At 42.8% G+C, this 23,631-nt stretch carries 23 protein-coding genes, 1 pseudogene and 1 riboswitch; of the genes and pseudogenes, 12 read left to right on the top strand and 12 right to left on the bottom strand.

Going from position 1 to position 23,631, the window contains the following annotated elements; genetic code table 11:
- Positions 1–89 precede the first annotated feature (89 nt).
- Positions 90–201, bottom strand: a riboswitch (TPP riboswitch).
- A 98-nt stretch (positions 202–299) separates the two neighbouring features.
- The 4 genes from AC3CKG_RS22100 to AC3CKG_RS22085 all read right to left on the bottom strand — a co-directional run bounded on the left by AC3CKG_RS22100 (position 300) and on the right by AC3CKG_RS22085 (position 3,755).
- A complete protein-coding gene (locus tag AC3CKG_RS22100) occupies positions 300–1,217 on the bottom strand; it encodes a DMT family transporter (RefSeq protein ID WP_488529363.1) in 918 nt (305 codons plus the stop codon).
- 73 nt (positions 1,218–1,290) lie between these two features.
- A complete protein-coding gene (locus AC3CKG_RS22095) occupies positions 1,291–2,031 on the bottom strand; it encodes a helix-turn-helix domain-containing protein (protein WP_488529362.1) in 741 nt (246 codons plus the stop codon).
- A gap of 244 nt (positions 2,032–2,275) precedes the next feature.
- Positions 2,276–2,527 carry a DUF2999 family protein gene (locus AC3CKG_RS22090; protein WP_009844829.1) on the bottom strand — a complete coding sequence of 84 codons (252 nt, stop codon included), beginning with the start codon at positions 2,525–2,527 and terminating at the stop codon, positions 2,276–2,278.
- Positions 2,528–2,657: 130 nt separating this feature from the next.
- Positions 2,658–3,755, bottom strand: a complete 1,098-nt coding sequence (locus AC3CKG_RS22085) for a YdcF family protein (RefSeq protein WP_017090565.1) — start codon at positions 3,753–3,755, stop codon at positions 2,658–2,660.
- A 497-nt stretch (positions 3,756–4,252) separates the two neighbouring features.
- Here AC3CKG_RS22085 and AC3CKG_RS22080 point away from each other — a divergent pair, with 497 nt between their 5' ends.
- The 5 genes and pseudogenes from AC3CKG_RS22080 to AC3CKG_RS22060 all read left to right on the top strand — a co-directional run bounded on the left by AC3CKG_RS22080 (position 4,253) and on the right by AC3CKG_RS22060 (position 9,143).
- Complete coding sequence (locus AC3CKG_RS22080; protein WP_237288739.1) at positions 4,253–4,927, top strand: glutathione S-transferase family protein; 675 nt, start codon at positions 4,253–4,255, stop codon at positions 4,925–4,927.
- 293 nt (positions 4,928–5,220) lie between these two features.
- Positions 5,221–5,457, top strand: a pseudogene (locus AC3CKG_RS22075) (S24/S26 family peptidase); the annotation flags it as partial.
- A gap of 398 nt (positions 5,458–5,855) precedes the next feature.
- Positions 5,856–5,987, top strand: a complete 132-nt coding sequence (locus tag AC3CKG_RS22070) for an HNH endonuclease (protein ID WP_488529361.1) — start codon at positions 5,856–5,858, stop codon at positions 5,985–5,987.
- Between the two features lie 81 nt (positions 5,988–6,068).
- On the top strand, positions 6,069–7,016 hold the full coding sequence (locus AC3CKG_RS22065; RefSeq protein WP_488529360.1) for a pentapeptide repeat-containing protein: 948 nt from the start codon (positions 6,069–6,071) through the stop codon (positions 7,014–7,016).
- 261 nt (positions 7,017–7,277) lie between these two features.
- On the top strand, positions 7,278–9,143 hold the full coding sequence (locus tag AC3CKG_RS22060; RefSeq protein WP_488529359.1) for an ATP-binding protein: 1,866 nt from the start codon (positions 7,278–7,280) through the stop codon (positions 9,141–9,143).
- A gap of 15 nt (positions 9,144–9,158) precedes the next feature.
- Here AC3CKG_RS22060 and AC3CKG_RS22055 read toward each other — a convergent pair whose 3' ends face one another.
- From AC3CKG_RS22055 to AC3CKG_RS22040, 4 genes are all read right to left on the bottom strand, one after another.
- Complete coding sequence (locus tag AC3CKG_RS22055) at positions 9,159–10,337, bottom strand: DNA cytosine methyltransferase (protein WP_488529358.1); 1,179 nt, start codon at positions 10,335–10,337, stop codon at positions 9,159–9,161.
- A gap of 196 nt (positions 10,338–10,533) precedes the next feature.
- On the bottom strand, positions 10,534–11,577 hold the full coding sequence (locus tag AC3CKG_RS22050; RefSeq protein ID WP_061038094.1) for a GMP reductase: 1,044 nt from the start codon (positions 11,575–11,577) through the stop codon (positions 10,534–10,536).
- 865 nt (positions 11,578–12,442) lie between these two features.
- Complete coding sequence (locus AC3CKG_RS22045) at positions 12,443–12,880, bottom strand: PAS domain-containing protein (protein ID WP_004731659.1); 438 nt, start codon at positions 12,878–12,880, stop codon at positions 12,443–12,445.
- Position 12,881: 1 nt separating this feature from the next.
- Positions 12,882–13,886, bottom strand: a complete 1,005-nt coding sequence (locus AC3CKG_RS22040) for a response regulator (protein ID WP_017074861.1) — start codon at positions 13,884–13,886, stop codon at positions 12,882–12,884.
- An 81-nt stretch (positions 13,887–13,967) separates the two neighbouring features.
- Here AC3CKG_RS22040 and AC3CKG_RS22035 point away from each other — a divergent pair, with 81 nt between their 5' ends.
- Positions 13,968–14,195 (top strand): hypothetical protein, encoded by a 228-nt coding sequence (locus AC3CKG_RS22035; protein WP_488529357.1) that lies wholly within the window; start codon positions 13,968–13,970, stop codon positions 14,193–14,195.
- Positions 14,196–14,223: 28 nt separating this feature from the next.
- Here AC3CKG_RS22035 and AC3CKG_RS22030 read toward each other — a convergent pair whose 3' ends face one another.
- The gene (locus tag AC3CKG_RS22030; RefSeq protein WP_488529356.1) at positions 14,224–14,469 is read right to left on the bottom strand and encodes a hypothetical protein; all 246 of its coding nucleotides are present in this window, start codon (positions 14,467–14,469) and stop codon (positions 14,224–14,226) included.
- Positions 14,470–14,694: 225 nt separating this feature from the next.
- Here AC3CKG_RS22030 and AC3CKG_RS22025 point away from each other — a divergent pair, with 225 nt between their 5' ends.
- Positions 14,695–15,132, top strand: a complete 438-nt coding sequence (locus tag AC3CKG_RS22025; protein WP_017107831.1) for a Spy/CpxP family protein refolding chaperone — start codon at positions 14,695–14,697, stop codon at positions 15,130–15,132.
- 186 nt (positions 15,133–15,318) lie between these two features.
- On the opposite strand, the gene AC3CKG_RS22020 is transcribed toward AC3CKG_RS22025, so the two are convergent.
- Positions 15,319–16,671 carry an MATE family efflux transporter gene (locus tag AC3CKG_RS22020; protein ID WP_488529355.1) on the bottom strand — a complete coding sequence of 451 codons (1,353 nt, stop codon included), beginning with the start codon at positions 16,669–16,671 and terminating at the stop codon, positions 15,319–15,321.
- 100 nt (positions 16,672–16,771) lie between these two features.
- On the opposite strand from AC3CKG_RS22020, the gene AC3CKG_RS22015 reads away from it, so the two are divergent.
- Together AC3CKG_RS22015 and AC3CKG_RS22010 are read left to right on the top strand one after the other, a co-directional pair.
- Complete coding sequence (locus AC3CKG_RS22015) at positions 16,772–17,743, top strand: LysR family transcriptional regulator (protein ID WP_488529354.1); 972 nt, start codon at positions 16,772–16,774, stop codon at positions 17,741–17,743.
- A gap of 133 nt (positions 17,744–17,876) precedes the next feature.
- Positions 17,877–18,998, top strand: coding sequence for an FAD-dependent oxidoreductase (locus tag AC3CKG_RS22010; RefSeq protein WP_488529353.1), 1,122 nt, complete (start codon positions 17,877–17,879; stop codon positions 18,996–18,998).
- 98 nt (positions 18,999–19,096) lie between these two features.
- Here AC3CKG_RS22010 and AC3CKG_RS22005 read toward each other — a convergent pair whose 3' ends face one another.
- Positions 19,097–20,497 (bottom strand): alpha-amylase family protein, encoded by a 1,401-nt coding sequence (locus AC3CKG_RS22005; protein WP_102291384.1) that lies wholly within the window; start codon positions 20,495–20,497, stop codon positions 19,097–19,099.
- Between the two features lie 267 nt (positions 20,498–20,764).
- Here AC3CKG_RS22005 and AC3CKG_RS22000 point away from each other — a divergent pair, with 267 nt between their 5' ends.
- Entirely contained in the window at positions 20,765–21,664 is a 900-nt protein-coding gene (locus AC3CKG_RS22000) for a DMT family transporter (RefSeq protein WP_065104591.1), read from the top strand.
- Between the two features lie 192 nt (positions 21,665–21,856).
- On the opposite strand, the gene AC3CKG_RS21995 is transcribed toward AC3CKG_RS22000, so the two are convergent.
- A complete protein-coding gene (locus AC3CKG_RS21995) occupies positions 21,857–22,273 on the bottom strand; it encodes a VOC family protein (RefSeq protein WP_488529352.1) in 417 nt (138 codons plus the stop codon).
- Positions 22,274–22,652: 379 nt separating this feature from the next.
- On the opposite strand from AC3CKG_RS21995, the gene AC3CKG_RS21990 reads away from it, so the two are divergent.
- The gene (locus AC3CKG_RS21990) at positions 22,653–22,919 is read left to right on the top strand and encodes a DUF3081 domain-containing protein (protein ID WP_488529351.1); all 267 of its coding nucleotides are present in this window, start codon (positions 22,653–22,655) and stop codon (positions 22,917–22,919) included.
- Positions 22,920–22,956: 37 nt separating this feature from the next.
- Complete coding sequence (locus AC3CKG_RS21985) at positions 22,957–23,565, top strand: CIA30 family protein (protein ID WP_488529350.1); 609 nt, start codon at positions 22,957–22,959, stop codon at positions 23,563–23,565.
- Positions 23,566–23,631: the final 66 nt, after the last annotated feature.

Raw genomic sequence — 23,631 nt, 5'->3', positions numbered from 1 at the left:
CCTACTATCTTACAAGACGTAGGAGAACGAACACTGATCGAAGGAGAAGTCGCATTAGGCTCATGAAAGCTTTCATGGGTGCAGACGTAGATCGAGTGCTTATAGTTCCCTACGCCAGTGTTAACTGAATCAGGTTCAACGGGTCTCGATTAACGATCTCAGCAAACACCAAATAAGGTATGTGCCCCCCGACTATTGATAGCGATAGTAACAGCACTCTCACAACTGAGATACTGATTTTATTCAATTATAAGAATTACACATGAAAAAATTTCAATTAGGCAAAACAAAACAAATACTTATAACGTTCCTTTAGATGGCTTCGACTGTATAAACAAGCACAGCACAATCAGAGACATACCTAACCAGCCTGTAAAAGGAATCAGCTCACCGACAACACAAACGGCAAGCACCGCTGCGACTACTGGTTCAAACAAGGTCAGCAGATTGGCACTGCTCGCAGTGACGTGACGTAAACCAAAACTGAACGCGATATAACCCAAGCATTGTGGAATCAGCGTAAGATAACTGATGACTAATACGTTGGTCTGTGAGGAAAACAGGTTATCACCAGTAAACCAGAGCGTTGGCAGCAACAGCATCGCACCGAGGCCAAAAATACTGCCCATCGCCGCTTGTGACTTAATCCCTTTATCGATCAGTGCTTTGGTCGCCCAAGAATAAATGGCGTAACACAACCCAGCGACCAGACCTAAGCCAATACCTAACAGCTTGAGATCATCACCGGATTCATTCGCCGATGAAGATTCTGAAAACACCAACAGCCCAATACCTACCACACCAATCGCAAAGCTAGTAAGCCAACGTTTGTTGATATTATTCTTTTTGCTAATCAGACACTCTAATAGTGCCGAAAAGAAAGGTGCGGTAGCAATCGAAACCACGGTACCAATCGCCACACCTGATAATTTCATTGAGGAATAGAAAGCTAAAGGATAGACCGCCAAAGCCAAAGCGCTCACTGCCAACAGCTTCTTGTTCTGCAAAAGTTTGTCGAAAGCGAATAGGATTTTTCGATACGCCAAGCCCGCTTGCATTAGGCCACCGACCCCCATAGAGAAAGCACCAATCGCTAATGGGCTGAGATCAGGCGCAAAACTTGCGGCGGTGCCTGTCGTGCCCCATAAAATAGAAGCAAACAAGATGGCCAAAGTGCCCGTTTGGAATTCGTTAACGCGATTGATGGCAAGATTCATATCTATTATCCAATTTTCAGTTGTGAAATAGATAATAGTGAAGATTGATATAAGTTAGTTTGCTAAAAGGACGCTATTGTTGTTTCGAAAGACTGTCTTTCATTGAGCCTAGAAACGTCCTTGGGGACATCCCAAAGTGCTGAGAGAAGCGACGACTGAAAGCAGACACATCACTATAGCCCACATTTTCAGCAATCAATTGAACCGGTAAATCGGTATGAGTTAACAAGGCTTGAGCTTTCTCCATACGATATCGAGTGATGTATTTAAGCGCACTGATATCCAAGCACTCTTTGAAGCGTTTTTTGAATTGAGTAGAACTCAAACAGGCCGTTTCTGCAAGTTGTGGAATAGAGAGAGGTTGGGCGTAATTATCCGCTATCAGCCTTTGTACCGCACGGATTCTTGGGTCGATGCTCTTGCTGACTTGTTGTTGCTCTAACAGCAATGAAAACACATCCAAAACTGATGACTCAATGCCACTATCGACCTGATATTCCAGCTGCTTTTCAACAAACAGCAAGAAGCTCATTAAAGGTGGCGTGATCGTGAAAACCGAGAGCTCATGCTCTAACAAGTGCTGCGGCAACTCTGCCATATCTGCGACAATAAACCGCGCTGCTTCATCCGCCTTAAACGCATGCGCTGTGGTTACCGGAATCACCACACATTCGCCCACGGCCACTTTGCCAACATACCCCACCATTTCGATATTAATACTGCCTTGGATCGGCAATACCAATTGATGATGGTCCTCATGAGCATGGGTATTAAATTGCTTGGTGTAAGATCGAATGCTTAAGCTAGATTTCATGATCAACGCCTGAGTAGATCGGTTTAGAACGAGTTAAAACACGAAAGTACATGATTTGAACAAGTGAGTCACATCGGGTTGGCATTTGTTAGTACCCTAACCCATTCTAATGGCGATCAAAAAAGCCGCTCAAGCATCAATCACAATGCTCAAACGGCTTTTTATTAGAGTCTAATTAGCGCTGCCAAGAACCGTTAGCCAAACCGGCTATCGCTCATGAGCTCAATCGCTAGATCACACTCACTTATTTTTGAAGTTGCTCTTTAGCGGCTTCAACCTTAGAAAAATCTAGGCCAAGCTCTTCAACTGCTTCTTTGATTAGCGCAGGGTTTTGCATTACCTGACCCATCAGCATTTGAAGCTTATCTTGTGGTAAACCAAGTTGGCTGATTGTCGCCATTGCTGCAAGAGGGTTCTCGGTCAACGTTTTGAATATCTCGCTGATCTGCTCGTCGCTAATATTGTTCTCTTTCAACATCGCTAAAATCGGGTTCATTTTTTTGCCTTTGAAACACTAAATTAAGTAGGAGCACAGCATACCATCTAGCTGTGCTCGATTGTACTAGCAAGTGAAGCTTTGGTTTAACACGAACTGTGCTTTTCCCAAACGCAAATAATGCTTGGGCTTAGCGAGACTCTAGTGGGTAAGAGCGGTAGCTCCACATACCATACGTTCTCAGTGCGTCACGGTAGATGCCTAGAAGCTCACCACTGCTCGCTTTCTTAAGATCTTCTAGCGGCTTATCCGGGTAAGAGACCGTATCGAAGGTAATGCCCTGAGGGCCAGTTTGCCAGCTCGCAATTTCAAACAGAGTTTGACCACGACGAACATGGCTTGCTGAGCTGATAATGGTCGCATGTTTAATATCATGACGAGCAAGCGCATAGCTACTGAACAAGGCATTGCCTACCGTGCTGGTCGCGTAGTTCTCTTCAATGATGCGGTCTTTGCTTACCCCTTTTGAGATAAGCCAATCCGCCATTAGCTTGCCTTCTGTCTTATGGTTCTTTGGCACGCCGCCGGTTAAGACGATCATCGCGTCTGGGTTAGCTTTCGACATTGCTAGTGTTGTTTCAAGACGTTCAATCAAGATTTCATGCATAGAGCCATCAGGGTTAAGCGCGTAACCCAAAGTAACGATAGCACCGTGGTCGCTCAACAGTCCCTTATCCGCAGACTCTTTAAGAGGTGTTTCTAACACGCGGTCGACCGTTGCAAAAATACGTTTGATGTCTTCTGCTTTGCCTTTATTCAGGCTTTCCAGTTTCTCCATGTGCTTGTTGGATTCACTTTCATTGCCTTCAAATCGCTGCCAAACCGCTAGATACGCATGAAGGTCGACATCGTCTGGCGCAACCGTCAGTGCTTGTTCAAACAACTCAATAGCGCGTTCTGCGTTCTTGTTGTAGATCTGAGCGTTCGCTGCCGAGATCAACAAGTCAGTACGGTAAGGTTCTAACTGGTACGCTTCTAACAATCGGTTAGTCACAATTTCCATGTTGCTTGGCATTTTAGCCGTGAAGCCCGCGTGAGAAATTCTTGCCGGAGACTTAAACGCCTGCAACGCATCAAGAAGTAATTGGTCGACAACTTGGCGCTTTGTCACCAACTGCGCGTAATCGGCAGAAGCTTGTACTGCGCCATCGTTAGCAGCAAAAGAATAAGGTGTTGTGCCAAAGGCTAGCATGCCACCAAGAGCGAGGGCGATAATGTTCTTTTTCATGGAAAGATCCTGTGTCGTTAAGTGTTCACATCAGATTTGCTCCCCAATGTAAGCCCCCAAGATTAAAAAACTGTGAACCAAACCTTACTCTCCAAGGCTAATATTCATTTGTTGCATAAGATGTGGCAACAGATCACGATTTTGAACTTACCAATAAGCCTGTGTATTCAGATAATTCTGGTTTGAACCAGTGCTCAACGTTTTTGTTGGAATATCTGACTGCGGATTTCATACGCCCTATTCCACCGAAAACCACCCATCACAAACCCGAGCTCCGCAGAAAACAACACGCCCAAACAGCAACTTTAAGCTCATTTTTCAACAACTTAAAATCCAACACACCGAATTGTTCGATGTTGATCCTCCCCACAGATAACGAAGCTCTAAACATATGGCCGCTAAATGCGAATCGACGTATTTTCAAATAATTCAAAATCAATTATTGAACGATCGTTCAAGCAATGCTTTAATGAATTATCAATACAAGGAGTTACCCCATGCTTAAGTTTTATTTTCACCAAACACCCAACCCAATGAAGATCGCTCTGTTTCTAGAAGAGACAGGCCTAGATTTTGAACTCGTTCCTGTTGATACCTTAAAGGGCGAGCAACACACACCGGAATATCGTTTGATTAACCCGAACGGTAAAACACCAGCCATTGAAGACGATGGACAGCGCGTGTTCGATTCTAACGCTATCCTTCTGTACCTATCAGAGAAAACAGGCAAGCTTGGGGGACAACCAGAAGACAGAGCTGAACTGCTCTCTTGGATGATGTTTATCGCGAGCGGCCTTGGCCCTTATTCGGGTCAATCGGTACACTTCCGTCATGCTGCGCCAGCAGGCCTAGACTACGCTGTGAACCGTTACCTACGTGAAGCACAACGTCATTACGAAGTGTTAGAAAAGCACATGGAAGGTCGTGAATTTATCGTCGGAAATGAGTACACCATTGTCGATGTCGCTGCATGGGGTTGGATTGATAAAGCACCTTTCGTGCTTGGTGAAGAAGGCCTAGAACCTTACCCGAACTTGAAGCGCTGGTTTAACGCAATCAACACTCGTCCAGCTGCACTGCGCGCTCGCGAGATTGGTAAAGGCATTGAATTTAAAACCGAACGTGATGAAGAAGCGAAACGAGCACTGTTTCCTTCGAATTATGCGAAGTAGAAGTGATAAAGTCTGACAATGAGGCTCGGTAGTGATTTACTGGGCCTCTTTTCTCTGGTTTCATCCCAATTTGAACTCAAACTACATCTCTCCGCCTTAATTCAACATCCTCTACCTTGATTCCGTGACACCAACTAACCTATTTTTTAACTATTCTCAAAGCCATAACTAACTGTTACAAATCATGAAGTACGGTTTTAGGGCTACTTGATATGAGATCATAATGATATTCTATACATCATTAAATATTTCATAGGCTTTGAAACGAGCCTTTAAGTCAATCTAAGCGTGGTTTGTATATGATGAGCATCGAGCACGATGGGACTACATTCATTGTCGATAAAAAAGTTCACCAAGCAGTAAGCGGTACGTACCTAGTCGATATGGACGGCCTACTGTCTCTAAACGACATTCAGCGTTTACCAGGCAAGAAGCTAGCGATCAGCTTTAGTGGCCCGACTCTAACAGTCCAAAAAAATGAAGTAAGGGTTGTAGGTAGAGTGACATTGGTTATGAAGAAAAAATGCTGAAACATAATCTCGTATATGTAATTACTATTTTAATACATACATTGGATTATCTGCGGGAGTACGATTACCTAAACGAAATGTCAAAGGTTTACGGTGCTTATAACTTCTTTTCATCGGCACTATATATTCAAAATAGTCCGTTAGATGATTCTATCCGTAAAGAGGTTCTAACCAAGTTTACAATGGATACAAAGACTTCGTACGAGGACATAATGCTACTTGCTTTTACTCAAGTGCCTGAGTTGGCATCGCTTTTGACTTCCGAACTAGAGGTTTTTTGTAAGGGTAATAACTTATCAAATAGCGACTATTCAGCGCAGAATAACGCTCTCAATAAGTGGCAAAGTTTTCACCTAACTAAGGTAATCAAGCACTACATGTAGTTCTAAAGAGCATCATTGCAACGAAGATGCTCCATTAGGACTGAAGAAGACAGACCTTATCTAGAGGTTCACTATTTCTTTCCGCTGGTAGATGGTGGTAGAGACACAGTAGAAAACTGTGCTGGTATCTGCCATAGGTTGCCATAGAATACTGAACCTTGAGAAAGATCGTGAAAATAGATCAATACGACTAACAAAAATAAGCCCATTAGAATTATGAATGACAATGTGAACCCACTAACCAACTATATACTAGAGAATCCCATAAAATCGATGGCTGGATTCTTGGTTATTTTGCTTATTGTAATAGTGGGGATAACTGGATTTTGGCCGTTTTTTAGTAATATTACTCCTATGTCTAATATTACCTTTGGACTTTATGACAAAGGATTTTGGGAAAACTTCTTAGTTGAAGCTCATGGCTTTCTACTAGATTTCATCATCTTCGGTGTAATTGTATTCGGATTTGACCACTTAAGAGCTAGAAGAGAGATTAAGAATCAAAAAGATGAAGCAGAGAAACTAGCTAAAGCAAAAGCAGAAAGGAGGAAAAAAGATGAGATTGAGCGCATGCTTGAGGAGCTATCAGACTACGCCGACTTAGATTTACCAGAGGTGAATCGAAAGAAGTTTGGTCATATTAAACGATTACAACATTACAACGTGAAAGTCATAGATCTAACGCAACTGACTCTCAATGGCTGTAATGTAAAAGATTTTTCGTTTGAAAGCGGTTCGAGATTGATCGGTTTTCAACTCCAAGAGGGGTACATGACTAACGTTATGTTTAATAACGTTAAAATGCGTTCATCATACTTCAATGGTAGTAAGTTAACTTCATGTACTTGGCTTGAATCTGATATTACGAAACTTGTGCTCAAAGATACGTCGAATGCCAAAGGCGCCAAATTTATAAATTGCAACATGACAAACGCTGACTTAAGGGATACCAATCTTACCGGAGCTGAGTTTACTGGATCACAATTAACGAATGTCAAGTTTGATGGAGCCATACTTGATCGAGCCGACTTTAGAAATGCTCATGAATTAGATCTGGAGCAATTAAGCAAAGCAGAATCATTGAACTATCTAAAGATAAGTGATCAACACTTGGAAAAATTGAAGACTTTAAAACCTGAAATGAAAACGGCGAAAAGATTAAATAGAGTAGCTTGATAACAGCAGGCCATGGGGGAATCGAACCCCCGTCCCCACTTTAGAAGTAGACACTGAACCATCCTGGCTTCCGCTATAACCAGATTATACCAAATCAACTATTCATGTTGCAATTCTAATGTTCTAAATCAACAAAAAACGCCTCCCAATAGACATTGCTAATGTCAAAAGTATCAATTGCTTAACTGAGATATCAACATTTCTTATAACGTAATAATTCGTGTAGAATCGTGCTAAATCGCATCATTGACTAATATATTCATGTCTGACCAAATAAAAAAAATATCAAAAATAAAAACCCACAAAATGGCCAATTTCATTCAAGAAATTAGGTACCCATTCTATAAAAAACTGCAACTAAATAGCACTCTTACTTTTGATTCGGCTTTTACTGCTTTAGTCGGCCCTAATGGCTCAGGAAAGTCTTCAGTTTTAACGTCTTTATACGGTGCAGCCAGAGGAAACTCCCTTGGCGATTTTTGGTTTTCAACGGAACTAGACCCGATTCAAAATGACGAGAGCGGTGGTTCAGCCCGAATTATTTACAAATACATACCAGACGGCATGGAAGAACAAGTTGAGGTGATTAAGTTAAGAATTCGCTCAGCGAGAACAGGACAAAGGGAAAACCCTGATTATTGGGAAACTGCAAAGCCTAGGTTAGCTGATGGTATGGATAGGATGCCAGATATTTTTTTACCAGAACATGAACAGCATAGAACTAGTACTCGCTGGAAAGCAGTCAACAAAGAAGTAGTCTACATAGACTTTAGAAGCGAGTTATGTGCATTTGACATAGCTTTCTATTTTAAAGACATGCAAGCAAGCAATAACTATTCACACGTACAAGATTTTCTAAGAGATCGCTCTCGCTATTTGAAAACTAAATTGAATAGTCCATCTAGCCTTCCAACTTCATGGTATAGCCAGCAAATTGGTAAAATCGAAGTTCTAACTGAAAAGCAGCTATACTGGGCTAATAAAATTCTAGGTAAGCACTACATTTCAGCAACACGTGTACTTCACACGATGTTTGAAGATAAAGGTTATTCAATTTTCTTTAATGATGGTTCAAACCAGTACTCCGAAGCTGCTGCTGGTAGTGGGGAAGTAGCAGTTGTTAACTGTGTATGCAAAGTACTTTCAGCACCTGAAAATGCACTAATACTTCTAGATGAACCAGAAGTGTCTTTACACCCTGGAGCTCAGAACGAATTAAGAAATTTACTATTTGAAGCTATTCTCGAAAAAGGTGCACAAGTAGTCATTTCAACGCACTCTGAACATTTTTTGAAAAACCTGCCGAACAATGCAATTAAACTATTCCAGCAAGACGTAAGTGGAAGATACTCAATATCTAACGAATGCTCTCCTGAGCAGGCATTTAGTAGATTAGGAGGTATAACTGACACAAAAGTCAAAATTTATGTCGAAGATTTGTTAGCACAATCCCTAATTGAAGCAGCATTACAAGACATAGATGCCACAATTTCAAATAATTATGTCGTAATCCCATATCCGGGTGGCGCAGATACTATAGTCAAACAACTGCCAGTGCTTCTAGCTGTAACAAATGATACTAGCCAAGATATAGCCTTATTGGATGGTGATAAGCGTAAGTCAGTTCACCCTAAACACAAACACAAATATACGCCAGAGATTCAAAGTGGAATACTTGAAGTAAAACTCTTTAGCCAAAATATTTCACCATCAGAATATAGAAATTTAGATAATATATTGAGTAAGCAGACTGGTGTTAATGGTTCAACATTCCCTCTTCCACTAAATGGAGGCAATGCATCAAACGAGACCCAGGCAATAGAACTAAAACTCAGCATCCTTGATAAGTACCATGAAAAGTTTCATTTCATGGATACAGATACACCAGAAGAACTTATTTGGGATGTAGCAGATGGTACTTTACCTAATATTTACAAAGAAACTATTCTAGAAGCTGACTTTAAGGACAAATTTAAAAGCGCTTGTATTAATATGAATGGAGAAGAAGAGACTAATAGCGAAACAATACTTCAACTACAAAAAGTATTCATTCGGAATAGAAATAAAAGTCATCCTAAATGGGCTGAACTATTAAGTACATTAAAGCTTAGTCTCAATCTGATATGATAATTTCAAAACCTCTTATTTAAATTTTGAAACTATAGACTCAATAAGTGCGGTTCCTAAGTTTGGAGGAACTGCATTTCCTATCTGCCTCGCCTGTTCTGTAGAGCTACCATAAAAATCAAACCAATCAGGAAAAGTTTGAAACCGTGCTGCATGTCGTAATGTCATTCCATGGTTCTTCCACGGGTGAACAAACCGCCCTTTCGAAGGGTTATGGCAACCAGTTGTTATGGTATTACTTGGTAAATGAATAAGAATCCGACCATAAACATCTTTATGACCTTTATATCCATTAGAATGACACTTTAGTCTATGCTTCTCACCAGCGTCCTCTCTACTGCCATTCAGCGGTGTGTCTACAAATCTTTCTACCATCATTTCAGATGGGGTCATATTCGTGTCACAAGGGTCTTTCTGTTTAAATGGATAGCCAAACTTTAAAGAGTCTAACAACTCATACGTTTGCTCATATGATAGCTTCTTTTTATCTTTGAAATAATCGATCCAGTACTTTTCGTAGAGTTCTGTTGGGACTTTTTCAAAAACACTAGATGCGGTTTCCCAATGAGGTTGCTCTGATGAGCTAGGTGAAAAATGTGTAGGGTTTGGTGGAAAATCGACAATTTCACAATCTAAATCTTTTCTCAGACCATAAATAAATACACGCTTTCGATTCTGCGGTACACCATAGTCTTTCGCGTTGACAATATCGCAAAACTTTATGACGTACCCAGCATTCTCAGCAAGTGAAATGAACTTATCTAAAAAGTCTTTATGGCGCTTCCACAGTAGGCCTGCAACATTTTCAACAAGGAAAGCTTTAGGGCTAAACTCATTTACGAATTCAAAGTACCTAAGTAACAGAGCGTTACGAGGATCGTTTACGCCAGCATTATTAATTCGGTGAGTTGAAAAGCCCTGACATGGAGGTCCACCTAGAATAAGGTCTAATTCACCTTTCTTAAGTTTTAAGCTAGTTCTTAGTTCTAAAGGCTCTACATTGTTGATGTCACCCTCTTCTTCACCAGCTCGTAAATCAATCTTAAATTTACGTGTATTTATAAAGTTTTCTTTATAAGTATTAGCAGCGGCTTTATCAAACTCGATAGCCGCAAGCACATCTACCCCTGCATCGATTGCAGAAAGAGTAAAACCACCGGCACCGGCAAACAAATCTATCGCTTTTACTGTCATTAAAAATACTCAAAGAAACTTAGCTGGCACATTTTACCGACTTACTAATAAATTACCATTATTTGGAGTTCTAATAGACTACAAAACAACCGGAACACATACGCTTGGGATAATTCGACCTATTGCTTCTATTCAAAACAAAAAAAAGCCGCTAAAAAGCGGCTCTTGATTTTCAAACTAATCGAATTCGTTCAGATTACTCTTTACCGAATACGTTGTTCTCTTGCTCTTGTACACGGATAAAAGTCGTACGCTTAGTTAGCTCTTTAAGCTTTGCTGCGCCTACGTATGTACAAGTTGAACGTACACCACCAAGGATGTCAGAAATTGTGTTGTGAACAGAACCACGGTATGGAAGTAAAACAGTTTTACCTTCCGCAGCACGGTACTTAGCAACACCACCTGAGTGCTTGTCCATAGCCGACTGTGAAGACATGCCGTAGAACTTCATGAATTGCTTACCGTCTTGCTCTACAACTTCGCCGCCTGACTCAGAGTGACCTGCTAGCATGCCGCCTAGCATTACGAAGTCAGCACCGCCGCCGAACGCTTTAGATACGTCACCCGCACATGAACAGCCACCGTCACCGATGATCATGCCGCCAAGGCCGTGTGCTGCGTCGCCACACTCGATGATTGCAGAAAGTTGAGGGTAACCTACGCCTGTTTTAACACGTGTAGTACAAACAGAACCAGGGCCGATACCAACCTTAACAATGTCTGCGCCAGCTAGAATTAGCTCTTCAACCATGTCACCTGTTACAACGTTACCCGCAGAGATAACTTTAGTCGGGAATTCTGCACGTACTTTCTGTACGAACTCAACAAGGTGCTCTGAGTAACCGTTAGCGATATCAATACAGATAAATACAAACTCTTCGCTAAGAGCCATGATCTTCTTAACTTTCTCGAACTCAGCTTCAGACGTACCTGTTGATACAAAAACGTTGTTCAGAGTTTTCTTGTCTGCTGTTTTAGCGAACTCAGCCCACTGTTCTACTGTGTAGTGCTTGTGTACTGCTGTCATAACACCGTGCTCTGCTAGAGCAGCTGCCATTTCAAAGCTTGCTACCGAATCCATGTTAGCTGCAATTACTGGAGTACCAGACCATTGACGACCGCTATGCTTGAATGTAAAATCGCGGGTTAATTCAACTTGAGAACGGCTTTTAAGGGTAGAACGCTTCGGACGGAAGAGTACATCTTTGAAACCTAACTTTAGTTCTTGTTCGATACGCATGGTGTTTTCCTTGATTCATAAAATTATGTGTCTCTCGCGAAATGCGTAGTAAAACCGTTGGCAGACGAGTTTACTTTTCTTCGGACACAAAAAAACCGGAGCGTTGGCAGACGCTCCGGTTTTCAGCATTATAGGTCGTGATTTAGTAACAGCAAGTCTGATATTTCATTTTTTTTTATGCTATCCTCTCAAAGATTCCATATCCGCTAAAACTTCCCTAGCTACACTTTCCCACTAAATTCTTACTAATTAATAACTTAGCGAACCATTCACGCAAACACTGTTGGTTTATTGCGCAATCGTTTTCCTCCCTTTTCTACGTAATGTCCCCCTCATAAAGCAATAATGTGAAGAAAGTGCCTCGAAATCACATAAAAACCACACTTTTCTCCAACAAAAAAATGCCTTTTTTCTTAAATAAATTAGATTTTTTTCTAATTTTTATCTGTTTTTGACCAAATTGGCCAATCTCGTCACTTTTTTATTTTGTGGTCACTTGGAAAAGTAGAGTGATAACGACTCGATCTAGAGACCAAGATTCACTTGGGTTTGAAAATTCAGCCCTCGCACTCCATTAAATAATGCTTTCAAGCTCAAACTTTATAAATCCAATTTCTATTAACCCGTAGCATTGCGCGCCGAAAGCACGTTTCGTGGCTTCCCGGTCGTTCATGTAACCTGGAATATTGAGTAAAGCGCATAGAAAAAGAAGATTGGTTGACGTGAAAAGCGAGGGGGAAGATTAGATTTGAAGAATAAAAAGCAAAAAAATGGCTCAGGTAATTAACCTTAGCCATTTTTATTCGCTGATTAGACTGATGCTAATACACACATAAAAAAGTGCTGTTTAGTAAATAGAGCGGTGCTAGTTCTTTTGAGAGACTAACGCTTCAGCGGTCGCATCTTGAATCGACAAGAACAATGAGCTGACTTGCCCTGTTGGTGAGCGCATTGGGTTTAGCGTCACGTTCTGATACATGAAGTCGGCTTGTTGGGTTACAGGCCTAACATTGCGGCACTTAAATAGATAAGGCCTTTGTTGCCATGTAATGAAGCTACGACAACCTAGATCGTAGACAGGCTTGGTTTTGAGCCTAAACCACTCTTCAGGGATCTCAGGGAACAGTTCAAAGATAGACTTACCGATCGCATCGTGCGATTGCTTACCGCTATGGTGCGTCATAAAGCCATTCCAAACTTGTACCTGAAAGTCACGGTTAATGACCACCAGCCCCATATCGACGTTTTGAACCATGTCCACCATCCAGTGGAACTGTTCAAATTCAGCAGGAAGATTCAGCATATTAAAATTCCTCCATTAGGTAGGCCAATTTGTTGTCTAGAAGAGGCAGAGATTCGTCAACGAACATAAACAGAAGATCACAACGGATTGAAGTGCCATCAATGTTGTAACTGACTTCAAAGGTCATGGTCTTCTTAAACGAACCACTGGTATTTTCAATGACAGAATCAATCGATATGTGTTGCCCGAGCAGAACCGGAGAACTCTGGAAGAAACGAACCTCAGATTGTTCCCCTAGCCCGTTAAGGAAAGAACCAACTAGGATATTCGATACATCCATCAGCAGTTCTAGTTCTTCAAGCTGTTCGCTTTCGGTTGGCACCTTCATGAGCTTCTTAAGATCGCTCACGCTAGAATCACTCAGTAAGACTAATGCTTCGCCTGCAATGCCTTCTCCGCTGAAGCCTTGGCAAACACCCGACACTTGGTCGTTGTCGGCTAGGTCACGAAGCGCCATGTGCAATTCGCTCACTTCGAAGATGTTGACGTTCGGAAGTGGTAAGTGGACAAATACATTAAAATGACGAGCCAGTGCATCAGCAGCACGGCCTATCGCTACGTTCGCGACTTCCATATAAATATCGCGTCGGCGCAATATTGGAAGTTCGAGAGCAGTAGGAGTATACAGTTGAGGTTGTTTTGGTGGCTCGACGTGCTCACGTAAAATCGCTTTTAACGCTTCTTTATCGATCGGCTTTTGCAAAAACGCTTTAGCGCCGAGATCCATCACCTTCTGTTGTGCTTTTGGTTGTATGTCACCAGAAACAACGACAACAGGCGTGGTATCACCCAAACGTTGCATCTCTTCCAATGTGCCATAGCCGTCTAATTCCGGCATGGTGAGGTCGAGGAACATCAATTTAAATTGGTTTTGAGCTAACTCTTCAAGTGCATTAAGCCCATGAACAGCAAAAGTTATATCTGCATTTAGAGAACTAGGCAGTGATCGAGCCATCTGCTTCCTTGCTAACGCAGAATCATCACATATAAGAACTGGGAACGACATAAATGCACCACCGACAAATTAAAGCTAATTCGGTCGAGTGTAACAGAACATTATGGTATCAGGTACGGGGTGAATGGATTTATGTGTAGATTATTAGTAAGAATGATGAAACAAGCAGGTAAGCTATTATCCAGCATTATTCTTCATGAAAAACAATATGCTACAAAGGTAATAACCGTTCGTCGTTATAGAGTAATAGCACTTTTTTATGGAACAACAGCGCTAGTTTATGAAATGACAGCCTTAATAAGTGAGTTTATTAAGGCTCAATCTCATCATGAATGTATCGGTTTTATATGCTTTATATAAATCTATATAAAATAGCGAATACAAAGGGCTAAAACTGGTATGAAGGCCATAGAATCAGTAATGCGAAACGTATAACCACAGCAAACACCAACAGAGCAATGCCCAAACGGTACCATTTGTATTCTGCAATATTCATTGGGATACGCTTGTAGAACATCGTAATCACGCCTTTCCAATCGCTACTGCGTCTTCCGTACTGCATAATGCTCGTCAAAACAAACAGTGCACCAAGCACTAACATCCCTTTCTCAGCCCAGAACAATCCAACTTCCATTTGTGTATTCCTTGATAAAACGGTGAGCAACTCAAATCATTCTAGTCACCTTTGCCGTAGGTTTCTGTAAGACCAAGGTCTAACCCACTCTCTACTTACTTGAGGTACTTATCTGGACGTACTTAAGTGAACGTAAATCGTTAATCTCATTTAACTGAACAGCGTGTTCATATCGAGTTCAGCTCCGCCGTCTATACTCTTGTTTCCACTAACAGGAGAAACTCAATGAAATCACTGAAAAAGTCGCTTTGTGTATTAACTGCTTCAGCTTTACTCGTTACCGCTCCGTTTGTGAGTGCGTCAACACCACAACAACCGCCACAGCCAGCGCTTAGCCCACTGCAAATGGTTATTGCTTCTTTGAATCTAACCGAAGAGCAACAAGCGGAAGTGTTCTCTCTTGTACAAGAGTATCAATCCGATAGAACAGAGATTGATATGGATAAAGCCATAGAGCTTAAAAAGAAACAGATCAGCCTTGTGACTCAACCAGATTTTGATGAAGCCGAAATGGAAAAGGTCATCGACACGGTTCAAGCAACAGAGAAGTCGATGGTGATGCAGGAGATGCGTCTTAAGAACAACATCTATAACGTGTTGACTGAAGAGCAGAAAGAGCAATTTAAAACCATGATGAAGTCTGCGCTCTCTGGTGGAAAGTAGTTTGGTAGAAAATAGTTTGGTAGAAAGTAGCTTGGCAATAAATCGTCTGGCAGAAAATAGCTGCCCCTAATCCTGATATTGATTCTTCCCCTCTCCCCCAAAAGAGAAGAATCGGAATAGATAACAAAAAAGCCGCAGTCACCTTAATGATTGCGGCTTTTTGTTGTCCAGTGCGCCATTAGCCAATCACGTATAAGCATGATTCGACAAATCTGGAGATTGGTTATTCTTTTGGATGACACGCATTAATTGGATAAGCAATAGAATACCCGTTACACCTAAACCGACGCCGATTCCGCCCCAAATCCCTGCAAGCTGGAACTTATGCATCAAATACCAAGCAGCAGGTAGGCCAAATACCCAGTAACCAATGGCTGTCATCACGGTTGGCATTGAAACAATCTTCATCCCTCTCAATAGGTTAATTGCCAGTAACTGCCAAGCATCAACGATGAAGCACAACGCGACCACCCAGATAACAGAAGCCAATAACGAAGTCATCGCGCCAGTGCCGTCGTCTAACTTAAAGAGAGAAGCGATCATTTCAGGCCATATGATAAACACAGCAGACAACGCCACGCTCAGCACAGACACCAAAATAAAGCTTAGAACGGATGTTCTTTTGATTCCTTCGTAGTTGCCCGCACCATAGTCACGCCCAACCAAAATAGCGGCAGCCTGTGAGAAGCCGAAATTGAAGTTCCAAGTGAAGCTTAAGCATTGCAGCAGGATTTGGTGCAGAGCTAACGAAGCAATACTGATCGTGCCCGCCATTAAGGTGCCGCCGTAGATTAAGCCATGCTCAAGTAAAGCCGCCATTGCAATCGGCAAGCCCATCATCAATAAAGGACTCATCAACTTAATCGAATATTCTTCAGTATGAAGCCATGGTGCGAATTGCTTGAACTCGTCGCGTTTAAACACCCAAACCGTATATCCAACCATCACGATAAACGCAGCAATGGCGGTTCCTAAGCCTAGGCCCGTTAAGCCCATATCGAGCTGGAACGTCAGTAAATAACTCACTGGCACATTCAGAATTACGGTAATAACAGACATCACAAGAATGGAGCGCACATTACCGAACGCACTGGTTAGCCCGCGAAGTACTAGCAAGATAAGCGAAGGCAACATCACCCATTTCAAGGCGTGTACGTATTCCATGGCTAAGGCAATCACTTCTGGCGGCTGTTTTGCTGCTTCTAATACCAACGGAGCAAACCAGAAGCTCGCCATTAGGGTCACGCTGAGGACGAATGCCAGCATAGTTGCGCCTTTCACCGCCAACCTAATTTGTGTATTACCAAACTCTGGGCGAGCGACGCGCTGACCACAAGCGATCGCAATCAAGTTCGCGACACACCCTACGGTGCTGCTCGCAATAATGAAGATGAAGAAGTATATAGAGACACCTAAGCCACCAGCCGCAAGGGCTGACACACTGATACGCGACATCATCCAAACATCGGTAAGGACTAAAGCCATGGATATCAGCTGTGAAATGATCAAAGGGAATGCAAGAGTGAGTATTTTTTTCATGAGCGCCTCAGTTAATTCCGCCCAAAATACGATCGATGAGGCTGGCGTTCAATTGATAAATTTGCGACTCTAACATTCCATAAACTCATGCGAACGAATTATGACCCCATATCCTAGCTTGCCATCCTCACATAATGGCTTAAAAGCCTTCGAAGCGGCCGCAAGGCTTATGAGCTTTACCTTGGCCGCTGATGAACTCAACGTGACACAGAGTGCGATCAGCCGTCAGATCAAACAGCTTGAAGATGACTTAAACGCATCGCTGGTTATTCGTAAGCATCGAGCGATTGAATTAACAGAACAAGGTCATGATTTGTATGTGGCTTTGCGTGATAGCTACGGCAATATCGAATCGGTGATCGCCTCTTGGAGTGAACCAAAACAGAAGCGGATTGTAATTAAAGCGACCCTGAGTTTTGCAACGCGAGTATTGATATCTAAGGTTCGTGAATTAAACGAGCGTTACCCCGACTACGAGATCGTGATTGTTCCTGTGATTGAAGAAGATGAAGCGATCAACAGCAGCGAGTATGACTTGTTGATCTTCCACACTCGCTTCAAAAAACGCTATGACAATACACCTGATATCACTTTCTTGCGCGAGGAGTTCATGGCGCCGGTTTGTTCTACTAGCTTAACGAATTCTGCCAGTTTAACGACGCAAGACACCGACCTCGATTCGATCTTAACCATGCCAAGGCTCCATCCCACCTTAGATCATCATGACTGGAAAGTATGGCTAGCCGATGTCGAGTTCCCGCCGAAAAAGCCCGTCAGAAACACCAGCTTCTTGTCGTTAGATTTAGCGCTCAGTGCATGTTTATCGGGGGAAGGTGTCACGGTGACAGATTTGCTTTTGGTATTACAAGAACTTCAACGAGGCTTTTTATACTGCCCTAAAAACGCCAAGATCCAACACAGTGCTTGGACTTACTTTGGCCACCAGCGTACTCATTCGCCGGTAATAAATGACCTAATTGAATGGCTGAAAGGCGAAACAGCGAAAGAGATTGAATTACTGAAAGCGCTATCCCATCAAAACCATTGGTCTGGAGTCATCCAAGATCATTAAGGGATCTGCACCTAAGATTTAAAAATCGCATTAACCTTATAATCCATAACGTTTATTTATTGATTCGAATGACCTATCTTACGCCCTATGAACCAGTACACAGATATTGGCATCTTATTCTTAGGAGAAAGTCATGGAACAACAACGTCTAAAAGTCGCGATTATCGGCGCAGGACTAAATGGTTTGGCACTCGCCTTATCACTGCGTAAATTTGGCATTAAAGCTCGAATATACGAGAAGGCTGAACAACCGCGTGCTGACGGTACGGGCATCATCATGTGGCCAGAGGGCATGCAGGTACTTGCGGCACTGGTTGGGGTCGACAAAGTAAAAGCTTCGTGCAACCAAGTCGATACCATCTCGACATTAACGGCGACAGGATTGCCAATCAACACGCTCAATATGAGTGACTCCCCAAGCAAAGCCAACGCGCCAATTGGTTTGTTTCATCGCAGCCGTTTATACCAGTTGCTATTAAATGAGCTAGGAGATGACTGCATCGTCACTAACCAAACCTGCACTGTTGTTCAAAACGACGATGAGCCGCAGATTCTGGTCAATGGCGAACCACTTGATGCAGATATTATTGTCGGTGCCGATGGTGTGTTCTCTCAAGTGAGAAAGTTTGTTGCGCCTGATGTGTCTTTAAGACAACCGAACGTCTACTGCTGCCGCGGTGAGATTGATTTCAAAGCATCAGAAATCAGCGATGATGAATGCTATGTTTTTGCGGGTGATAAATCTCGTATCGTAACCTACACATACGATCGAGAAACCCAAGGCAAGTACTGGTTTGCTGCATGCGCCGTTGAAGAAGGTGAAACACTATCTAAACAAACCGTGTTAGAGCAATTCTCCCACTATCCGAGCTACCTACTGAATATGATCCGAGATACGCCTGAATCGAAGATCTTGCCTTCTCCACTCACCGATGTTGCACCATTTGATACATGGTATCGTGGCAATGCTGTTCTACTGGGAGATTCCTGTTGCGCAGTGCTCCCGACCATGGGTATCGGATTCAGCTTGGGCATTGAGAATGCTTACGTGTTGGCACAAAGCATTGCTTCTAACTTTGAAGGAACAGAGCAAGCCTTCAAACGCTATCAGCAGCGTGCTCAGCAACGTTCGCATGAACTACAAAATATCACACACCGACTTAGTGAGCTGACTTACAAAGATGAGTTCAACCCAGTTGAAGTGGCCGATCTTTATCAACAGTTTGCCATTGCCAATAGTCGCTCGCCTTTCTAACGGCTTGATGTGCTAGCAATGCCTTCTCTACTAGAAAAGCCGCAGTATTAACTGCGGCTTTTTAGGTTATTGGGTCTGCTCTCTAACTACGCCAGACGCTACAGCTTAAACATACGCGCACTGCGTGGTGGTAGATTGAACGTATGGTAGCGAGAAGAAATGGTTTCTGTCGCGCTGCTTAATACGTCTTTGTATTGAACATTCCAATTGAACTCATGCTGGTAAGTATCGACTGTCACGCCACGCGTTTCGCCACACTTGTTAATACCAACAACGCCTTCTTTGCCACGCTTAAACAGCAAAGTACATTGGTCGCTCGAAATCATCGTCATTGATTTACCTTGCATCGCGTTGTGGAAACTCAACATGTTCTTCATTGTCGAGCTATTCCACACATTGCCCCAGCGACCGTTATCCTTATCTTCAGAATCAGGAAGATCATCGCTGTAGATCAACGGTGTGCCGCCATCTTTACCAAGGATATAAGCGTAAGCGAGCTGCTCGTCTTGTGGGTCCATAATTTGGTAACGGAAGCCGTCATTGGTTGGAATGTCATGTGTGATCGCAAAGGTGATCGAGCGGTTATCATCAAGTGCCTGACCGTACGCTTTAGGATCATGCAGTTGATTTAAACCGCCGCTCATTGAGAACGCCGATCGAATCGACGCAAACAGCGGGAAATCGTAAGCAGAGTGATTGGTGTTATTCAGGTAAGGTGCCAAGAACGATTCATAGCCACTGTTCCCTGCTCCACCGCTAGTAATCACTTCACCAAACACATGCATGTTCGCTGTAATTTCAGACGTGAATACCTGATCGATTTGGTATTGGCTCATGTGCTTCACTGCATCAATTCGGAACCCTTTTATGCCCATATCTTTTAGCGCTTTCAGATATAAACGTTGCTGTGACACTACCCAGTTATTTGGATCAAGGTCAGGCAAACCTACATCGCCATCGGCGCCACACAAACGCCAATATTGAACATGACCAGGGTCTTCCCAATTGGAAATACAGCCCGCTGGATGAAAGTCGTTCGCTGACACATAACCTTGTGCTAGGTTGCCAAACAGAGTCTGGTCAGCATAGTAGCTTGAACGACTAGCATAATCGTTTAGCACTTCTGTGCCAGGGTAATTCAAGTCACTTCGCTTCCAGCTTTCATTCGCCATATGGTTCAGTACCACATCGGCATACACATCGACGCCCACACCTTTGAGTGCGGCAATCATTGCGGCTAAATCTTGTTTGTTGCCTAAAGGAGAATCGATAGTGCGTAGATCTTGAGGTTGATAGCGAGCCCACCATTGGCTGCCACTCGATTTCATTGCAGGCGCGACAAGTACTTTCTTATAGCCAGCTTGAGCAATTTGATTCGCGTTGGCCGTCACATCTGAATACTTCCAGTTGAACGCGTGCAAAATAGTATCGGCGTAAGTCGCGGAACTGAAAGAACAAACAGCAAGGGCGGATATGAGTAGGGTATTTATTGGTTTCATAAAAATGTCTCTTATTATCTATTCATCGAAATAATAAGAAGACTAAATCCAATTGAAACCAAAATAAGTCAGAGTTGAATTAAGGTCACTCTCTGTTGGGGTTGATTTTATAAAACTGAGTCATGGTAGATATTACGTAGAGGCCGATTGAATGATGGCAATCCTGACTTTTGATTAGTATTTTCAGAACAATAAACGGACAAAGACTTTGGTCGAAGATCCTAAACTACGCTATGATTCCTTTTCCCTCAGCCTATTGATATTTTTATGTCTTCTTTCTCTTTTTCACAAATCCCTGTTGGGGTTCGATTCATGATCCTCTCCGCTTTTGGATTCGCACTGATGTCAGCTTGTGTGAAATACATCAGCAACTATGGCATACCTGTATTTGAAATCGTTGCAGCAAGGGCTTTGGTGTCTTTGATCATCAGCTACATCGACGTAAAACGAAAAGGCATTTCAATCTGGGGTAATAACAAACCTTTGTTGTTTGTTCGTGGCGCGGTAGGTACCGTAGCACTGATGTGCGTTTACTACGCTGTAACCACTCTTCCGTTAGCAGAAGCAACTATCCTGCAATACGTGCATCCTGTGTTTACTGCGTTGCTCGGTGTGTTATTCCTCAAAGAGCGCGTCCAAAAATCGACCATGATCTGCATTGCATTCTGCCTAGCGGGATTATTGGTGATGGTGCAACCAAGTATGAACAGCGGCGCGAGCAGCGAATTACCTCTATTCAGCATTATGGTGGCGCTATGCGGTGCGTTTGGTAGCTCAATTGCTTACGTGATTGTAAGAAAGCTGAGCCAAACCGAAGACAGCTCTGTCATCATCTTCTACTTCCCACTGGTTGCCCTACCGATCTCCACAGCTCTTATCTGGAACGACTTTGTATGGCCGAGCTTATTCCTAACCGTGATGCTGGTGCTAGTTGGGATTTTCACTCAAATCGGCCAATATGGCTTGACCAAAGCAATGCAGACACAAGCCGCGGGCAAAGCTTCGGCTTACTCATACGTTCAGATTGTCTTCTCGGCACTGTTAGGCGTGTGGATCTTCAATGAGATTCCATCAGTTTGGACTTATCTAGGCGGTGGCCTAATCGTGACTGGCGCGCTGATCAATGTGTTTGGCAAACAACTATTAGTGCCATTTAAAGCTAAGTAGATAACCGAACGAAAGATCAGTTAGCTAATCAGCTAGTCAGCTAGTCAGCTAGTCAGCTAGTCAATAGATCTAAAAAGGGCATTGCGGAATATTCCACAATGCCCTTTTCTGTAAGTCTTCCTAGCACCCTTTCTTAGACGTTTTATTTCGAACAAACTCGCTCTAGCACACCAACTCGATTAACGAATTTTATTACGTGGCATTGCGTAGTTTGGGAGCATCGCTCAGGTATTCAACGAACTCAATTTCAAAACCAGCCGGATCCACAAAGTAGACGTTTTTTCGATAAGGTTCTTCGGCACCGGGTTTGGCTATTGGGAAGCCCGCGTCGATAAGGCGTTGAATGACGCTCTCAATATTATTGGTCACATAAGCGAAGTGCGCGAGGCCAACCGAATGCCCTGCTAAGTCTCTATTTTCACCCTCACCATGATCACTCATCGCGATATATTGGTATTCGTCGCCAAAATGCAGCCAGTTACGTGGCTTACCCGACCATTCGCCTTTTCCTTCATCACGGACGTACCAATGAGGGAACGCCGCTTTGTAGAAAGTCAGCATTTCAGGGATGTCCTTAACGACTAAATTCACATGTTCAAGTTGGATCATTCTTCTCTCCTTAAAGTATTCTCGTAAGCAACGGAGTTCATGCTAATACTTCAAGTTAAGTTGAGGTAAAGGATTAATTTACGTTTATTTTCGAGAACGTTTTTAGAGCCTAAATTGTTCGGCTTTTAATGCCATACAAATCTAAGTTTAGACGACCTAATCTAATGTGACTCTCTTGCCTCGTATTATGTTCTTTGTACTTAATACCAGTCACTTTATGGGAGGTGTTCTCTCCAAGCCACACCTCCCACAAAGTGAGCCGATGAAATGGATGTTGTATGCAGGCCTCCCCACAGTGATCGCAATGCAGAACTAAACCGTAGTTAATTCAAATACAAGCACTTAGCATATTTCATCGACTGCGCAACGGGAGTGGTACATGGACAACAGAATCACCATTATTGAATTTCTCAGAGTGTTCGATTGCATTCGATCATCTGGCGAGCAATTGGACAGTAAATATCAATTGGGTGAGATGGTAGCCTGGCACGATTACGATGGCTACACCTGTTGGTTAAGCTACAGAGGCGTCACGGTAACACTGATGTTCCATGGTTCATTGAAGATCGAATACGACAAGGCATCGAACTATGAAGACTTCATCAACCGTTGTTTAGCTATGCTTGAAACTGAACCTTCTCCGTAAACTATCCATAGCTAACGAGGAAATAATGGAGAAAATCATGAACGAATCCGACTTTAGAACGCATTCATTGCGTAAGCGAACAGCGCCTTTATGCTTAATGTTCTGCCTTTCTTTTTTATGGTCTAAAGCGTCAACAGCAGGAACAGAGATGATTGATTTCACGCAAGCGAGCGAACACCAGCAATGGTCTGCGATCAACGACAATGTAATGGGCGGCATCTCAACAGGCGGGTTCATTTATGATGATGGGATAGGTCAATTCAGGGGTGAGCTATCGTTAGAGAATAACGGTGGTTTCAGTTCAATCAACCGCTCCGTTGAATCCGTAAACTCTGATGTGGACAGTATAGAGCTGAAGTTTGTTGGTGACGGCCGAACTTATCAATTACGGTTCACAACTTGGATAGATGGAAATAGAACTAACTACAAGCTCAGCTTTGAAACCATCAAGGGTGAACAACTCAAGAAAGTCTTCCAACTAAACGACTTTAAAGCCGAGTTCAGAGGTCGGCTACTTAGCGATGCGCCAGAACTTAAAGCACAAGACATCAAACAGATCGGCTTTTTGATTGCAGACAAACAGCCCCTGCCCTTCGAGCTAAACCTAATTCAGATTCAATTCAAAGCATCCAAAAAATCTGAGTAAATCACAGCTAAACAAAAGCCCCTGATACTTTTTGACTAGCAATCAGATATCAGGGGCTTCTTCTAT

The organism is Vibrio sp. QJM3NY_15, assembly GCF_057785995.1.
This window is presented reverse-complemented; position numbering and strand designations above follow the sequence as displayed.

What these genes read in the sequence shown, in the direction of transcription:
- AC3CKG_RS22100 (WP_488529363.1), bottom strand. Translation starts at nt 1,217, where the DNA reads ATGAATCTTGCCATCAATCGCGTTAACGAATTCCAAACGGGCACTTTG.
- AC3CKG_RS22095 (WP_488529362.1), bottom strand. Translation starts at nt 2,031, where the DNA reads ATGAAATCTAGCTTAAGCATTCGATCTTACACCAAGCAATTTAATACC.
- AC3CKG_RS22090 (WP_009844829.1), bottom strand. Translation starts at nt 2,527, where the DNA reads ATGAACCCGATTTTAGCGATGTTGAAAGAGAACAATATTAGCGACGAG.
- AC3CKG_RS22085 (WP_017090565.1), bottom strand. Translation starts at nt 3,755, where the DNA reads ATGAAAAAGAACATTATCGCCCTCGCTCTTGGTGGCATGCTAGCCTTT.
- AC3CKG_RS22080 (WP_237288739.1), top strand. Translation starts at nt 4,253, where the DNA reads ATGCTTAAGTTTTATTTTCACCAAACACCCAACCCAATGAAGATCGCT.
- AC3CKG_RS22060 (WP_488529359.1), top strand. Translation starts at nt 7,278, where the DNA reads ATGTCTGACCAAATAAAAAAAATATCAAAAATAAAAACCCACAAAATG.
- AC3CKG_RS22055 (WP_488529358.1), bottom strand. Translation starts at nt 10,337, where the DNA reads ATGACAGTAAAAGCGATAGATTTGTTTGCCGGTGCCGGTGGTTTTACT.
- AC3CKG_RS22050 (WP_061038094.1), bottom strand. Translation starts at nt 11,577, where the DNA reads ATGCGTATCGAACAAGAACTAAAGTTAGGTTTCAAAGATGTACTCTTC.
- AC3CKG_RS22045 (WP_004731659.1), bottom strand. Translation starts at nt 12,880, where the DNA reads ATGCTGAATCTTCCTGCTGAATTTGAACAGTTCCACTGGATGGTGGAC.
- AC3CKG_RS22040 (WP_017074861.1), bottom strand. Translation starts at nt 13,886, where the DNA reads ATGTCGTTCCCAGTTCTTATATGTGATGATTCTGCGTTAGCAAGGAAG.
- AC3CKG_RS22035 (WP_488529357.1), top strand. Translation starts at nt 13,968, where the DNA reads ATGTGTAGATTATTAGTAAGAATGATGAAACAAGCAGGTAAGCTATTA.
- AC3CKG_RS22030 (WP_488529356.1), bottom strand. Translation starts at nt 14,469, where the DNA reads ATGGAAGTTGGATTGTTCTGGGCTGAGAAAGGGATGTTAGTGCTTGGT.
- AC3CKG_RS22025 (WP_017107831.1), top strand. Translation starts at nt 14,695, where the DNA reads ATGAAATCACTGAAAAAGTCGCTTTGTGTATTAACTGCTTCAGCTTTA.
- AC3CKG_RS22020 (WP_488529355.1), bottom strand. Translation starts at nt 16,671, where the DNA reads ATGAAAAAAATACTCACTCTTGCATTCCCTTTGATCATTTCACAGCTG.
- AC3CKG_RS22015 (WP_488529354.1), top strand. Translation starts at nt 16,772, where the DNA reads ATGACCCCATATCCTAGCTTGCCATCCTCACATAATGGCTTAAAAGCC.
- AC3CKG_RS22010 (WP_488529353.1), top strand. Translation starts at nt 17,877, where the DNA reads ATGGAACAACAACGTCTAAAAGTCGCGATTATCGGCGCAGGACTAAAT.
- AC3CKG_RS22005 (WP_102291384.1), bottom strand. Translation starts at nt 20,497, where the DNA reads ATGAAACCAATAAATACCCTACTCATATCCGCCCTTGCTGTTTGTTCT.
- AC3CKG_RS22000 (WP_065104591.1), top strand. Translation starts at nt 20,765, where the DNA reads ATGTCTTCTTTCTCTTTTTCACAAATCCCTGTTGGGGTTCGATTCATG.
- AC3CKG_RS21995 (WP_488529352.1), bottom strand. Translation starts at nt 22,273, where the DNA reads ATGATCCAACTTGAACATGTGAATTTAGTCGTTAAGGACATCCCTGAA.
- AC3CKG_RS21990 (WP_488529351.1), top strand. Translation starts at nt 22,653, where the DNA reads ATGGACAACAGAATCACCATTATTGAATTTCTCAGAGTGTTCGATTGC.
- AC3CKG_RS21985 (WP_488529350.1), top strand. Translation starts at nt 22,957, where the DNA reads ATGAACGAATCCGACTTTAGAACGCATTCATTGCGTAAGCGAACAGCG.